Origin of the sequence: Clostridium tertium (assembly GCF_017873245.1) — a bacterium.
Lineage (GTDB): Bacteria > Bacillota > Clostridia > Clostridiales > Clostridiaceae > Clostridium > Clostridium tertium.
On record NZ_JAGGJY010000025.1, the window covers coordinates 15777 to 29050 of the forward strand.

Here is a 13274-nt window from a genome sequence, read left to right on the forward strand (position 1 = left end):
TTAATAATGATAGATAAAAGTAGTCCAATTCCAGTTTATTATCAACTAAAAAATGATTTAATATCAAAAATATCCGAAGGCGTATGGAAGCCAGGTGAATGCATAGCAAGCGAAAGAGAACTATGTGAAATATATGGTGTTAGTAGAATGACAATTAGACAAGCGATAGGAGAACTGGTACAAGAAGGTGTTCTTTTAAGAATTAAAGGTAAAGGAACATTTGTATGTGAACAAACATTTAAACAACAAGATATGATGAGCTTTACAGAGATAATAAAGCAAATGGGAAAAAATTTAAGATCAGAGGTTGTTGAGTTTTGTAAAATAAATACTCCGGAGCACCTAGCAGATATATTTTCTTTGGATGAGATATATAAAATTAAAAGAAAGCGTATAGTTGATGATGAATGTGTAGCGTTAGAGACAGTATTTATACCTGTTGATTACTGTGGGTATATTGATGAAGAAATGCTAAATGGCTCATTATTTAAGATATTAGAAGGCTTTGGTTATGTAGTTGATTATTCACAATCTTCAATAGCATCAGTAATAATGGATGATGAATTAAAAGAGATATTTAGTGTGGATAAGCAAGTACCTATGTTAAAGATTATAAGTAAGACTTATGATCATAATAATAAAATGATTTTCTTAGAAGAAGCAGTATATAGATCAGATAAATTTATTTTGCAAGTTAATATATCTAGACGAGAGGGGAAAATAAGATGAAACTAATAATAACTAAAAACTATGAAGAATTAAGCAAGGAAGCAGCTAATGAAATGGCTAAAGTAGTAAAAGATAAACCTAACGCTATATTAGGTTTAGCAACTGGTGGATCTCCAATAGGAATGTATAAAGAATTAATCAGAATGAATAAAGAAGGGGAAATAGATTTCTCACAAGTTACTACAGTTAATTTGGATGAATATATAGGATTAAGTGGAGATCATCCTCAAAGCTATAGATACTTCATGAATGAAAATTTATTTAACCACATTAATATAGATAAGAAAAATACTTATGTTCCAAATGGTTTAGCTGAAAACATAGAAGAAGAGTGTAAAAGATATGATGCTAAAATAGCAGAATTAGGTGGTACGGATTTACAGTTACTAGGTATTGGTAATAATGGACATATAGCATTCAACGAGCCAGATGAAACATTAGTATCAGGAACTCATTTAACAGGATTAACAGAAGATACTATAAAAGCAAATGCTAGATTTTTCAACTCAATTGATGAAGTTCCAACACAAGCTTTAACAATGGGACTTGGTGGAATAATGAAATCAAAGAAGATAATAGTTATAGCAAGTGGTGAAGGAAAAGCTGATGCTGTAAAAGCAATGGTAAGTGGAAAGATAAGCACAAACATGCCAGCATCAATGCTACAAATGCACAGAGATGTTGTAGTTATAGTTGATGAAGCTGCTGCAAAATTATTATAAAATTTATATTTGAATACTAAGAATATATAAGAATTGTAATACTATAAATAGATTACAATTCTTTTTTTATAATCATTGGTTTTTATAATATTGTTATGATATATTAAATATAGTAATTTTAATAATTATATGTATATAAGTTGCAATAGAGTTAAAACATTTTAATTATAGATAATGATTAAGTAGAATTAGTAAATAATTTATAATAAGGGTTTAAAGCTTTAAGAAACACTAAAGTAATGTATAGTATTATTGTTAATTTTAACTATGTAAATTATTGAATTAAAAAATACATTCAAATTAAAAACATATGATACTTAAATGGTATATTAGATTTATTATTATACTGACATTTATGTATTTATTATAGAAATTAATAAGATTGGTAGGTAAATTTTATGGCTAAGATTAAATCCATGTTTGTTTGTCAAGAATGTGGATATGAGTCTCCTAAATGGTTAGGCAAATGTCCAGATTGTAATAAGTGGAATACCCTGGTAGAAGAGGTAAGGGAAACCCAAAAAGAAATAAAAAGTAAGGTAAATACTATAAGAGTTATAGATAATATGCCTAAAAGTATAGGACAGATTAAATCAGGAGAAAAGCAAAGATATGATACTGGTTTAAAAGAGTTAAATAGAGTCTTAGGTGGAGGATTAGTAAGAGGATCGTTAACTTTAATATCTGGAGATCCTGGAATAGGTAAATCTACTTTATTACTGCAAACAGCAAATTCAATATCAAAATCCTATGGGAAAGTATTGTATGTCTCTGGAGAAGAATCAGAGGAACAAATTAAGATAAGAGGAGATAGGTTAAGTGTAAATGCGGAACAATTATACATTTTATCTGAAACTAATCTTGATTTAATAGAGGCATATATAAATGAGTTGAAGCCTGTTTTTGTAATAATTGATTCCATACAAACTGTCTTTAAAGAATCAGTAACTTCTGCTCCGGGAAGTGTATCGCAAGTAAAGGAATGCTCTAATGCTATAATGAGGATAGGAAAGAACCAGAATATACCATTATTTATAGTGGCGCATGTTACTAAGCAGGGTGAACTCGCAGGACCAAGGGTTCTTGAACATATGGTTGATACAGTATTGTATTTTGAAGGTGAGCGTACTGAAGAATTTAGAGTTTTAAGAACTATGAAAAATCGTTTTGGAACAACTAGTGAAATTGGAGTTTTTGAAATGGCTGAAGAAGGATTAAAGGAAATATATGATCCTTCGAGAATATTTCTAGAGGATACTAATTTTAATCAAGAGGGTTCTGCTGTTATAGGAATAATGGAAGGAACCAGACCTATACTTGTTGAAATGCAAGCATTAGTCAGTGAAAGTAATACTCATATGGCGAGTAGGACAGCGGTTGGAATAGATAATCAAAGGTTAAGGCTTATACTTGCTGTATTAGAGAAAAAGTTAAGGGTTCCATTTTATAAATATGATGTATATGTAAATGTAGTTGGTGGTCTTACCCTAGACGGAACTACAGGGGATCTAGGTTTAGCATTAGCATTGTTATCAAGTGTAAAAAATACAGGATTTAAGTTAGAAAGAATGGTTATCGTTGGTGAAGTTGGGCTTACTGGAGAGATAAGACCGGTTTCGTCATGTGATAGGTTAATTAAAGAAGCCGAAAAAATGGGCTTTAAAAACGCTATAATTCCAGAAAGAAATAAAGATAAGGTTAGTAGTAAAACTACAAATATAATAGGGGTAAGCAATTTAAGAGAGGCTATTAGTAAGATATTCTAGTGGATTGGGTGAGTGTATGAGAATAAAAGATGATGAAGAAATAAAAAATATATTAAAACTTATGAGTCCAGGAACTGCTTTAAGAGAAGGATTAGATAATATATTAAGGGCTAAAACTGGAGGTTTGGTAGTCATTGGTGATGGTGAAGAAGTAATGAATCTTGTTGATGGGGGATTCAATATTAATTCAGAATACTCACCAGCCTATGTTTATGAATTAGCCAAGATGGATGGAGCTATTGTACTAAGTGGAGATTTAAGAAGAATTATTTGTGCTAATACGCAACTTGTACCAGATCATGCACTTACGACATATGAAACAGGAACTAGGCACAGAACTGCAAATAGAGTAGCAAAACAAACTGGAAATATAGTAGTGGCAATCTCTCAAAGAAGAAATATAATAACTATTTATAAAGGGGATTTAAAGTATGTGCTTCAAGAAAGTAGCATAATACTTGCAAGAGCAAATCAAGCAATACAAACATTAGAGAAATATGTTAATGTATTAGAGAGAGTAATAAATAATTTAAACTTATTAGAATTTCAAGATCTAACTACTATTTTTGATGTTGTAACTGCAATACAAAGAACTGAGATGGTTATGAGAGTCGTGGAAGAGATACAAAGGTATATAGTTGAACTTGGAAATGAAGGAAGACTTATTTCTATGCAGCTCAGTGAACTTATAAGATTTATAGAGAGAGATGGTATTTTATTAATAAGAGATTATTGTAGAGAGGGTATGGATTATAACGAAATATATAACGAAATTCAAAAGCTTAGCTCAGAAGAATTAGTTGATTTAGATCTAATAGCTAAGGTTTTAGGATATTCAGGAGCGTCATTAATTGATTCCTTAATTTCTCCAAAAGGATTTAGAATATTATTTAAAGTTCCAAGAATTCCTGTATCAGTAATTGAAAATTTAGTAAAACATTTTAAAGAACTTAAGTATGTTATTGAAGCAGATACCGATGAGTTAGATAAAGTTGATGGAATAGGAGAAGCAAGAGCTAAAGCTATTAAAAATGGCTTAAGAAGAATAAAGGAACAAATATATTTAAAAAATGAAATTTAGTAAAATAATGTATAAAAGTAAAACAAATAGATAATAATACAAAAGCAGGCGTTCTGACCTGCTTTGAGTTTATCTAAGTGTAAATTTACCCAGAAGATTCATTTTATTTTCTTCTTTTAATAATATGTCATATAAGTTTAAATCTAGGCAATTACACAAAGAGGTAAGATAAAATAAATTATTTCCGATTTCATTTTCAATAATATCACGACAATTATCACAAAGTTCTCCTTCAAGGTGATTATTTAACGAATAATTAAAATTATTTATATCATCATTATTAGAAGATATGTTTTCTTGTTTTTTAGCTGAAATTTTAATACAACCACAATTAGTTACAGCCTTAGCTAGGGCTCTATTAACTCTGGAACTAGATTCACTATACTTAGTTATTATATCTAGAATACTTTTATGACGTAGCAATGATTCATTAACATCATTTTGAAAATTATCAAAAATTATATCCTTCATATGCCTCAACTCCTTAAAAAAAATTATGGCTGTTTTTAAAATATAATTATTTCTAGTAAGATTAATTATTCGCCGAACTTCAATATAATAATATCTAATATGCTTGTTTTTTTATAGGGGGTATTTTAAATTAATAAGATTTTAAGAATTCTTCATTTTAGATGATACCTTTATATGGTATAATGGTATAAGCTTCTAGTGAAGTAGGTAAATGAATAAAAATAAAATGATAATACAGGGAGGTGACATTATGTTAAAAAAGATTATAAGAGTTATATTTACTATAATAGGATTTATTAGTGGATATATCATTAGTGGAATACTACTAAACATCTTTATTTTAAAAGAAATATCTTTTTTATCTAAACCATTTGCAATTATATCAGTACGTATTATTTTAACTTTATTATTTGGACTTATATTATATTTTGTTTCACCGCGTATTTATGACTCTATTGTTAAAGTTATTGAATATATTGAAAAAAATATCCAAAGGCTTACGGCAGCAGAACTTCTTTATGGTGGACTAGGTGCATTGATATCGTTAATACTAACGTCTCTTATAGGACTACCATTAAATCGTATAGATTTATATGGATTGGGTCCAATACTATTTGTGCTTTTAAATTTAATATTTGCAATAATATTTGCAAGTATATTCGTTGAAAAGAAGGATGACATATCAAATCTTCTTGTAAACCTTAGGAAAAGTAATGCTAAAGAAAAAAAGTCAAAAGTAAGTGTGAAAAATAATCCCAAGGTACTGGATACATCTGTAATAATAGATGGTAGAATTTTTGATATATGTCAAACTGGATTTGTTGAAGGACCATTAGTTATACCAAGCTTTGTTCTAGACGAACTTAGGCATATCTCAGACTCAGCTGATTCTCTTAAAAGGAATAGGGGAAGAAGAGGGCTTGACATACTAAATAAAATTCAAAAAGAACTTGAAATTGAAACTCAGATTTGGGAAGGTGACTTTCCTGAAATACAAGAAGTTGATAGTAAGTTATTAAAGCTTGCACAAACTCTTAAAGGAAAAGTTGTGACAAATGACTTTAATTTAAATAAGGTTGCTGAATTCCAAGGAGTGCCTGTTTTAAATATAAATGAATTAGCAAATGCAATAAAACCTATTGTTCTTCCAGGTGAAGAAATGAAGGTTATTGTTGTTAAAGATGGTAAAGAGGCAACTCAAGGAATTGGTTACTTAGATGATGGAACTATGATAGTTGTAGAAGGTGGAAGAAGATTTATGGGAGAACAAATCATAGTTATAGTAACATCTGTATTACAAACAGCAGCTGGAAGAATGATATTTGCAAAACCAAAGGAATAGTAAGTAGGTGTTTATATGATAAGTGCTATAATTTTAGCGGGTGGAAAAGGAAAAAGAATGGGTGCTAAAATTAGTAAGCAATATATAGAGCTTAATGGTAAACCTATTTTGTATTACACTTTAAAGAAATTTGTTGATTGTGAAGGAATAGATAAAATAATTCTAGTTTTACCCAAAGATGAAATAGAATATTGTAATAAAGAAATATTGGAAAAATACTCTTTAAAAGTTGATATGATAGTTGAAGGTGGAAAAGAAAGACAGGACTCAGTTTATAATGCATTACAAAAAATAAATGATTCTGAGATTGTTCTTATCCATGATGGAGCAAGAGCATTTGTATCTGAAAGAGTTATAAAAGATGGTATAAAGTATGCAAAGATTTATGGAGCAGCAGCACCAGGGGTAATGCCCAAAGATACTATAAAGGTTGTTGATGAAAATGGATTTTCTGATTCAACTCCAGATAGAAGTAAATTACTTGCAATTCAAACTCCACAAACTTTTAAGTTAGAAATAATAAAAGAGTGTCATGAGAAAGTTAAAGAAAATAATATTAGTGTTACAGATGATACAATGGTGGTAGAAATGTATAATAACAAAGTATATTTATACAATGGTGAATATACCAATATAAAAGTGACTACCCCAGAGGATTTAATACTTGCAGAAAGGCTAATATAATACATAGTTTATTATATTGACATAATTTTTACTAGAATATATAATTAATTAAGCTAAAAATTAATAGACTTAAAACAGTGAAGAAGAATAGTAAAATCCGACGTTCAGAGAGAAAATTCATAGGCTGTAAAATTTTCAATAGGATTTGAACCAGCTTTGGAGTTATAGGTAAAAACTATCGGTTTAATACCGTTATCATTTTCGAGAACAAATTTAGGTGGTACCGCGATATAAGTTCGCCCTAAGCAATTAGGGTGGGCTTTTTTTATTATTTATAAAGATATACCGATTAGCAAGAATTAAAAATATTTAAAATAACAACATTAATAGGAGGAAGTAGAAATGAAAATGTCTAATATGTTAATATCAACATTAAGAGAGGTTCCAGCAGAAGCTGAGATAGATAGCCATAAATTAATGCTAAGAGCTGGGATGATAAGAAAAATGGCATCAGGGATATATAATTATATGCCTCTAGGATTAAAGGTTTTAAAAAATGTAGAGAATATAGTAAGAGAAGAAATGAATAACGCAGGGGCACAAGAATTCCTAGCATCAGCAGTGCAACCAGCAGAACTTTGGCAAGAATCAGGAAGATGGGATGTTTATGGAGCTGAACTTATTAGACTTAAAGATAGAAATAATAGAGAGTTCTGCCTTGGACCAACTCACGAAGAAGTATTTACTGATATTGCAAGAAATGAAATTAAATCATACAAGCAATTACCAGTAAATCTTTATCAAATACAAACTAAATATAGAGATGAAAGAAGACCAAGATTTGGTGTTATGAGATCAAGGGAATTCATAATGAAAGATGCATATAGTTTTGATAAGGATCAAGAGGGGTTAGATGTTTCTTATAATAAAATGAGAGAAGCATATATTAAAATATTTAATAGATGTGGAATAGATGCTAAACCAGTTGAAGCAGATTCAGGAGCAATTGGGGGATCAAATTCAGCTGAATTCATGGTAAGATCAGAAGTAGGAGAAGACGATGTTGTATTTTGTACAGCTTGTGATTATGCAGCTAATATGGAAAAGGCACCATCAACAGTTGAAAAAGCAGATGCAGAAGAATTAAAAGATTTAGTTAAAACTGAAACGCCAAATGTTAAGACAATAGAAGAATTAGTTAAATTCTTCAATACAACAGAGAAGAAATTTGCTAAAACTTTAATATATAATGCTGATGGTAAGATAGTAGCAGTTATGGTTAGAGGCGATAGAGAAGTGAATGAAGTTAAGGTTTCAAATGCTTTAGGTGGAGTTGTAAATTTAAATATGGCTGCTCCAGAAGAAGTATTTAAAGCAACTAATGCACAAGTTGGATTTGCTGGACCTATAAATATAAATGTAGATACTTTATTAGTTGATGAGGAAATTGTAAATATGTACAATTTTATTGTTGGAGCTAATAAAACTGGATATCATATTGAAAATGTAAATTATGGAAGAGACTTTCAAGGGGTAGTTGGAGATTATAGAAATATAACTGAAGGTGAAAAGTGTCCAGTTTGTGGGGGAAAAGTAACTATTTCAAGAGGAACAGAAGTTGGGCATATATTTAAATTAGGAACAAAATATTCAGAAGCCATGAATGCTAATTTTATAGATGAAAATGGAAAAGAAAAACCATTTATAATGGGTTGTTATGGTATTGGTGTAACAAGAACAATGGCATCAATAATAGAACAACATAATGATGAGAATGGAATAGTTTGGCCTTTATCTGTAGCACCATATCATGTTAATATTATTCCTGTAAATATTAAAGATGAAGAACAAATGAAGATTGCTAATGAGATCTATGAAGATTTAAAATCTATAGGTGTTGATGCGATACTAGATGATAGAAATGAGAGAGCAGGAGTTAAATTTAAGGATTCAGACCTTATGGGAATACCAATGAGAATAACAGTTGGTAAGAAGATTGTTGATGGAGAAGTAGAATTTAAACTTAGAACATCAGATATGGAAAATATAAAAATAGAAGAAGCTGTAGATAGAGTTAGAGAAGAGTTTAAGAAAAATAAATTATCTGTAAGATAGGAGGTAATTAAATGAGAGTTTATAATAGCTTAACTAGAAAAAAAGAAGAATTTATACCATTAACACCAGGAGAAATTAAAATGTACGTATGCGGACCTACCGTATATAACTACTTTCATATAGGTAATGGTAGAACTTTCATAATTTTTGATACAATAAGAAGATATTTTGAGTACAGAGGATATAAAGTTAAATTTGTTCAAAATTTTACAGATATAGATGATAAAATGATAAAAAAAGCAAATGAAGAAGGGACTACAGTTTCAGATATAGGGGATAGATATATTGATGAATACTATAAAGATGCTGATGGGTTAAATATAATGAGAGCCTCAATAAATCCAAGAGCTACTGAATATATTCAAGATATAATAGAGTTTGTAAAGGGGCTAATAGAAAAGGGTTATGCCTATGAAGTAGATGGGGATGTTTATTTTAGGACGAAGAAGTTTGAGAGTTATGGAAAGTTAATAGGTCAAAATTTAGAAGACTTGCAAGCTGGAGCAAGAATAAATGTAGATGAAAGAAAAGAAGATCCAATGGATTTTGCGGTATGGAAGGCTCAAAAACCAGGTGAACCGGCCTGGGAAAGTCCATGGGGAATGGGTAGACCAGGATGGCACATAGAGTGTTCATGCATGGCAAAGAAGATACTAGGTGATACAATTGATATACATGCAGGTGGAATGGACTTAGCATTTCCACACCATGAAAATGAAATTGCACAAAGTGAAGCCTTAACAGGAAAAACATTTGCAAGATATTGGTTACATGGAGCCTTTTTAAATATTAATAACCAAAAAATGTCTAAATCATTAAATAACTTTTTAACTGCAAGAGATATATTAAAACAATATGATGCTGATGTAGTTAGATTCTTAATGTTATCAGGACATTATAGAGTACAATTAAACTTTAGTGATGATTTATTAGAATCAGCAAAGGCATCAGTAGAAAGATTATATAATGCCGTTTCTAATTTAGAAAATCTAATTGATGAAGTTAAGAAAGAATCTATGGATGATAAAGAAAAAGCTTACTTAGAATCTTTAGATGTATATAGACAAAGATATATAGAAAAAATGGATGATGATTTTAATACAGCAGATGCAATTACAGCAATTTTTGATCTTATAAAAGATATAAATACTAATGTATCTATAGAATCATCTAGAGAGCTTTGTGAAGCAGCATTGAGCTTGATAAGAGAGTTAGGAAATCCGTTAGGTATTCTTCAAAACTCCACTAAGGGAAGTTTAGAGGAAGAAATAGAAAGATTAATAGCGGAAAGACAACAAGCAAGAAAAGATAGAAATTTTGCTTTAGCTGATAAAATTAGAGATGATTTAAAAGCTAGAAATATAGTTTTAGAAGATACTCCTCAAGGGGTTAGATGGAAAAAAGTAAATTAGTCTAAAAGGCTGCAATTGTGCAGCCTTTATTTAAAGGAGAGAAAAATATGTTAGAGGATTTAAGAGTTAGGGAATTTAGTAAAGAGGAAGCTAGGAGATTAAATCCTTTGCAGTTAGCTTTAATAGGAGATGGAGTATATGAGATATATATAAGAAATTTTATATTATCTAATAATACAGAGTTATCTGCACATAAAATGCATGTAAAAGCAATTGGATACGTTAAAGCTAAGAGTCAATCGGCAATAATGTATAATATAGAAGATACTTTAACAGAAGATGAATTGTATATTTACAAAAGAGGAAGAAATACAAAATCTGCAACTGTTCCTAAAAATGCTGATGTTATAGATTATAGAAATGCAACAGGCTTTGAGGCTCTATTAGGATATTTATATTTAATAGGAAATAAAGAAAGACTATATAATATATTAGAAAAATCTACAGAAATACAGTTAACATAACTAAGGAAAAGTATATAATAGAAATAAGGAGTGATTTTTATGACTAAGGGAAACAGAGAAGCTAGAATGAAAGCTAGAATGGAAAGACAAATGCTTGAAAATGGACCTGTAAGAGGTAAGAGACAATTTGTTAAGGAGAATAAAAATGGCGGAGAATATATTAGAGAAAATGTTTCTAATGCTAGCGAATTAGAGACTAGGGAAGATTTAATTATAGGTAGAAATGCCGTTATGGAAGTATTAAAAAGTGATCGAACTATAGAGTGTGTATATATAGCAAATGGTAATATGGAGGGATCTATAAAAGTAATAATAAATATTGCAAGAGAAAAGGGATTAGTATTAAAGGAAGTAGATAGAAAAAAACTAGATGCTATGAGTAATGGTACAAATCATCAAGGAGTTATTGCTTTAGTTACACCATTTAAGTACTGCCAAATTGCAGATATGCTAAATGATGCAAAGGAAAAAGGTGAAGATCCATTTATAATTGTACTAGATGAAATAGAAGATCCACATAATTTAGGTTCTATAATAAGAACAGCTGAATTATGCGGAGTTCATGGAATAATAATACCAAAAAGAAGAAATGTGGGAATAACATCTACTGTATACAAGTGTTCTGTAGGAGCTATAGAGCATATGAAGATAGCAAAAGTAACAAATATTAATTCAGCTATAGATGAACTTAAAGAATCAGGGCTATGGGTATATGGTGCAGATATAGCAGGAGAAGAATACAGCTATCAAGTTGACTTTAATGGTCCATGTGCTATGGTTATAGGTAGTGAAGGAAGAGGTATATCTAAACTTACTTTAAAAAAGTGTGATAAGTTAGTGAAAATTCCGATGGTAGGAAAAATTAACTCTTTAAATGCTTCAGTTGCTGGTGGTATAATGATGTATGAAATATTAAAGGGAAGACTATTAAAATAGCATAGTTAAAGAGGTAATATGTGAAAATAATATTTGTTGATGGATATAATGTTATAAATAGTTGGCCGAACCTAAAGAAGCAAAAGGACTACAGCTTTGATGGGGCAAGACAAAGCTTAATAGATAGTTTACATAATTATTCAGTTTATGAAGATTGTAAGATAATAATAGTGTTTGATGCGCATAAGGTAACTAGAAGCATTGAAAAGAAAGAAGATATAAACAGTAATATAAGTATAGTATTTACTAAAGATGGTGAAACCGCTGATTCTTACATAGAAAGAGAAGTTCATAATTTAGGTAGAAGATTTGAGGTCTATGTTGTTACATCAGATTGGCTTGAACAACAGACTATTTTTCAAAGAGGTGCAGTAAGAATATCTGCTCTTGAATTTTATAACGAAGTTATTGAAACTCAAGGAAGGATAAAAAAGAAAACATTGAAAAATATGTCTTCATCTAAAAATCATTTGGGGGATAACATAGATGAAGACATCTTTAAAAAGTTAGAAGCTATAAGACGGAGTGAATAAGCGTTTGACTAGTATATATACTTATTATATTATATGGCTTAAAGGGGTGATATATAGTGGAGAGTACCAAAAAAGAGGTAAGCTTGTTTGTGGAATTTCAAAATAAGTTAGACGAAGAAGTGGTTGATGAAGCAAAAAAAGGAAATAGTAGGGCACAAGATTATTTAATATCAAAATATGAGAATTTTGTAAAGGCTAAAGCCAAGTCTTATTTTCTCATTGGAGCAGATAAAGAAGACATTTATCAAGAGGGCATGATAGGGTTATATAAAGCTATAAGAGATTTTAAATCTGATAGGCTAACAAGTTTTAAGGCTTTTGCAGAATTATGTATTACGAGACAAATAATAACTGCTATTAAGACAGCTACAAGGCAAAAACATATACCATTGAACACATATATATCTTTAAATAAGCCGATTTATGAGGAAGAATCAGATAGGACTTTAATTGATGTTTTATCAGGATTAAAAATAACTAATCCAGAGGAACTTATAATAGGGAAAGAGCAGTTAAAACATATAGAGGGAGAGATGGCGAAAGTTTTATCTCATTTAGAAATGGAAGTACTTCAATCTTATTTAGATGGGAAGTCTTATCAGGAAATAGCCTGCGATTTAGATAGGCAGGCTAAGTCTATAGATAATGCATTACAAAGAGTTAAACGAAAGCTTGAAAAATGTCTATATACCGAAAAATAAGTCGCTAAATTCTTATTGACAAATTTTTTGAACAATAGTAAACTTTATAATTGGTATATTAAACTATAAACCACATTATGATGGCAATGCTCACGTAGCTCAGTAGGCAGAGCGTCGCCTTGGTAAGGCGGAGGTCGTCGGTTCAATCCCGATCGTGAGCTCCAATATAGTTGAGCGCTCACTAGTAGCGATTATTGTAATTATAAATTGCTTTAGTCTTTGTGGTGAGCTCAATATATTACCCAAAAGCTAGAAAACGCTAGGCAAAGTTTATTACAAAGATTAAAGGAGGATTTTACAATGGCAAAGCAAAAATTCGAAAGAAGTAAACCACACGTAAACATTGGAACAATCGGTCACGTTGACCACGGTAAGACA

Annotated in this window: 13 protein-coding genes and 1 tRNA gene; 13 read left to right on the top strand and 1 reads right to left on the bottom strand. The window is 30.2% G+C overall.

From position 1 onward, the window contains the following. The first annotated feature begins 6 nt into the window (after positions 1-6). From J2Z25_RS17900 to disA, 4 genes are all read left to right on the top strand, one after another. Positions 7-729 (top strand): GntR family transcriptional regulator, encoded by a 723-nt coding sequence (locus J2Z25_RS17900; RefSeq protein WP_142419305.1) that lies wholly within the window; start codon positions 7-9, stop codon positions 727-729. Further along, positions 726-1451, top strand: coding sequence for a glucosamine-6-phosphate deaminase (gene nagB, locus J2Z25_RS17905; protein WP_008681234.1), 726 nt, complete (start codon positions 726-728; stop codon positions 1449-1451). Before J2Z25_RS17900 ends, nagB begins: the two co-directional genes overlap by 4 nt. 398 nt (positions 1452-1849) lie before the next feature. Beyond that, the gene (radA, locus tag J2Z25_RS17910) at positions 1850-3217 is read left to right on the top strand and encodes a DNA repair protein RadA (protein WP_008681232.1); all 1368 of its coding nucleotides are present in this window, start codon (positions 1850-1852) and stop codon (positions 3215-3217) included. Positions 3218-3233: 16 nt separating this feature from the next. Further along, positions 3234-4298 (top strand): DNA integrity scanning diadenylate cyclase DisA, encoded by a 1065-nt coding sequence (disA, locus tag J2Z25_RS17915; protein ID WP_008681230.1) that lies wholly within the window; start codon positions 3234-3236, stop codon positions 4296-4298. A gap of 69 nt (positions 4299-4367) precedes the next feature. Here the strand turns inward: disA and J2Z25_RS17920 are convergent, their stop codons facing one another. Then, positions 4368-4769, bottom strand: a complete 402-nt coding sequence (locus J2Z25_RS17920; RefSeq protein ID WP_099346950.1) for a nucleoside triphosphate pyrophosphohydrolase family protein — start codon at positions 4767-4769, stop codon at positions 4368-4370. Positions 4770-5019: 250 nt separating this feature from the next. On the opposite strand from J2Z25_RS17920, the gene J2Z25_RS17925 reads away from it, so the two are divergent. From J2Z25_RS17925 to J2Z25_RS17965, 9 genes are all read left to right on the top strand, one after another. After that, positions 5020-6111: a PIN/TRAM domain-containing protein gene (locus J2Z25_RS17925; RefSeq protein WP_008681227.1), complete on the top strand. Its 1092-nt coding sequence runs from the start codon at positions 5020-5022 to the stop codon at positions 6109-6111. Positions 6112-6126: 15 nt separating this feature from the next. Beyond that, positions 6127-6795 carry a 2-C-methyl-D-erythritol 4-phosphate cytidylyltransferase gene (ispD, locus tag J2Z25_RS17930; RefSeq protein WP_209741518.1) on the top strand — a complete coding sequence of 223 codons (669 nt, stop codon included), beginning with the start codon at positions 6127-6129 and terminating at the stop codon, positions 6793-6795. A gap of 342 nt (positions 6796-7137) precedes the next feature. After that, complete coding sequence (locus tag J2Z25_RS17935) at positions 7138-8850, top strand: proline--tRNA ligase (RefSeq protein WP_008681224.1); 1713 nt, start codon at positions 7138-7140, stop codon at positions 8848-8850. Positions 8851-8861: 11 nt separating this feature from the next. Beyond that, a complete protein-coding gene (gene cysS / locus J2Z25_RS17940) occupies positions 8862-10262 on the top strand; it encodes a cysteine--tRNA ligase (protein ID WP_209741519.1) in 1401 nt (466 codons plus the stop codon). A 47-nt stretch (positions 10263-10309) separates the two neighbouring features. Further along, positions 10310-10726, top strand: coding sequence for a Mini-ribonuclease 3 (locus J2Z25_RS17945; RefSeq protein ID WP_097034394.1), 417 nt, complete (start codon positions 10310-10312; stop codon positions 10724-10726). Positions 10727-10816: 90 nt separating this feature from the next. Then, positions 10817-11662, top strand: coding sequence for a 23S rRNA (guanosine(2251)-2'-O)-methyltransferase RlmB (rlmB, locus tag J2Z25_RS17950; protein WP_373205740.1), 846 nt, complete (start codon positions 10817-10819; stop codon positions 11660-11662). A gap of 20 nt (positions 11663-11682) precedes the next feature. Then, the gene (locus J2Z25_RS17955) at positions 11683-12195 is read left to right on the top strand and encodes an NYN domain-containing protein (RefSeq protein WP_008681219.1); all 513 of its coding nucleotides are present in this window, start codon (positions 11683-11685) and stop codon (positions 12193-12195) included. Between the two features lie 56 nt (positions 12196-12251). After that, entirely contained in the window at positions 12252-12896 is a 645-nt protein-coding gene (gene sigH / locus J2Z25_RS17960; RefSeq protein WP_209741520.1) for an RNA polymerase sporulation sigma factor SigH, read from the top strand. An 88-nt stretch (positions 12897-12984) separates the two neighbouring features. Further along, positions 12985-13060 (top strand) — tRNA-Thr (locus J2Z25_RS17965). Positions 13061-13274 lie beyond the last annotated feature (214 nt).

Excerpts from the sequence above, each read along its gene's own strand:
- J2Z25_RS17935 (WP_008681224.1), top strand. The coding sequence starts at position 7,138 with ATGAAAATGTCTAATATGTTAATATCAACATTAAGAGAGGTTCCAGCA.
- J2Z25_RS17900 (WP_142419305.1), top strand. The coding sequence starts at position 7 with ATGATAGATAAAAGTAGTCCAATTCCAGTTTATTATCAACTAAAAAAT.
- radA (WP_008681232.1), top strand. The coding sequence starts at position 1,850 with ATGGCTAAGATTAAATCCATGTTTGTTTGTCAAGAATGTGGATATGAG.
- cysS (WP_209741519.1), top strand. The coding sequence starts at position 8,862 with ATGAGAGTTTATAATAGCTTAACTAGAAAAAAAGAAGAATTTATACCA.
- J2Z25_RS17925 (WP_008681227.1), top strand. The coding sequence starts at position 5,020 with ATGTTAAAAAAGATTATAAGAGTTATATTTACTATAATAGGATTTATT.
- J2Z25_RS17920 (WP_099346950.1), bottom strand. The coding sequence starts at position 4,769 with ATGAAGGATATAATTTTTGATAATTTTCAAAATGATGTTAATGAATCA.
- disA (WP_008681230.1), top strand. The coding sequence starts at position 3,234 with ATGAGAATAAAAGATGATGAAGAAATAAAAAATATATTAAAACTTATG.
- nagB (WP_008681234.1), top strand. The coding sequence starts at position 726 with ATGAAACTAATAATAACTAAAAACTATGAAGAATTAAGCAAGGAAGCA.
- rlmB (WP_373205740.1), top strand. The coding sequence starts at position 10,817 with ATGCTTGAAAATGGACCTGTAAGAGGTAAGAGACAATTTGTTAAGGAG.
- ispD (WP_209741518.1), top strand. The coding sequence starts at position 6,127 with ATGATAAGTGCTATAATTTTAGCGGGTGGAAAAGGAAAAAGAATGGGT.
- J2Z25_RS17945 (WP_097034394.1), top strand. The coding sequence starts at position 10,310 with ATGTTAGAGGATTTAAGAGTTAGGGAATTTAGTAAAGAGGAAGCTAGG.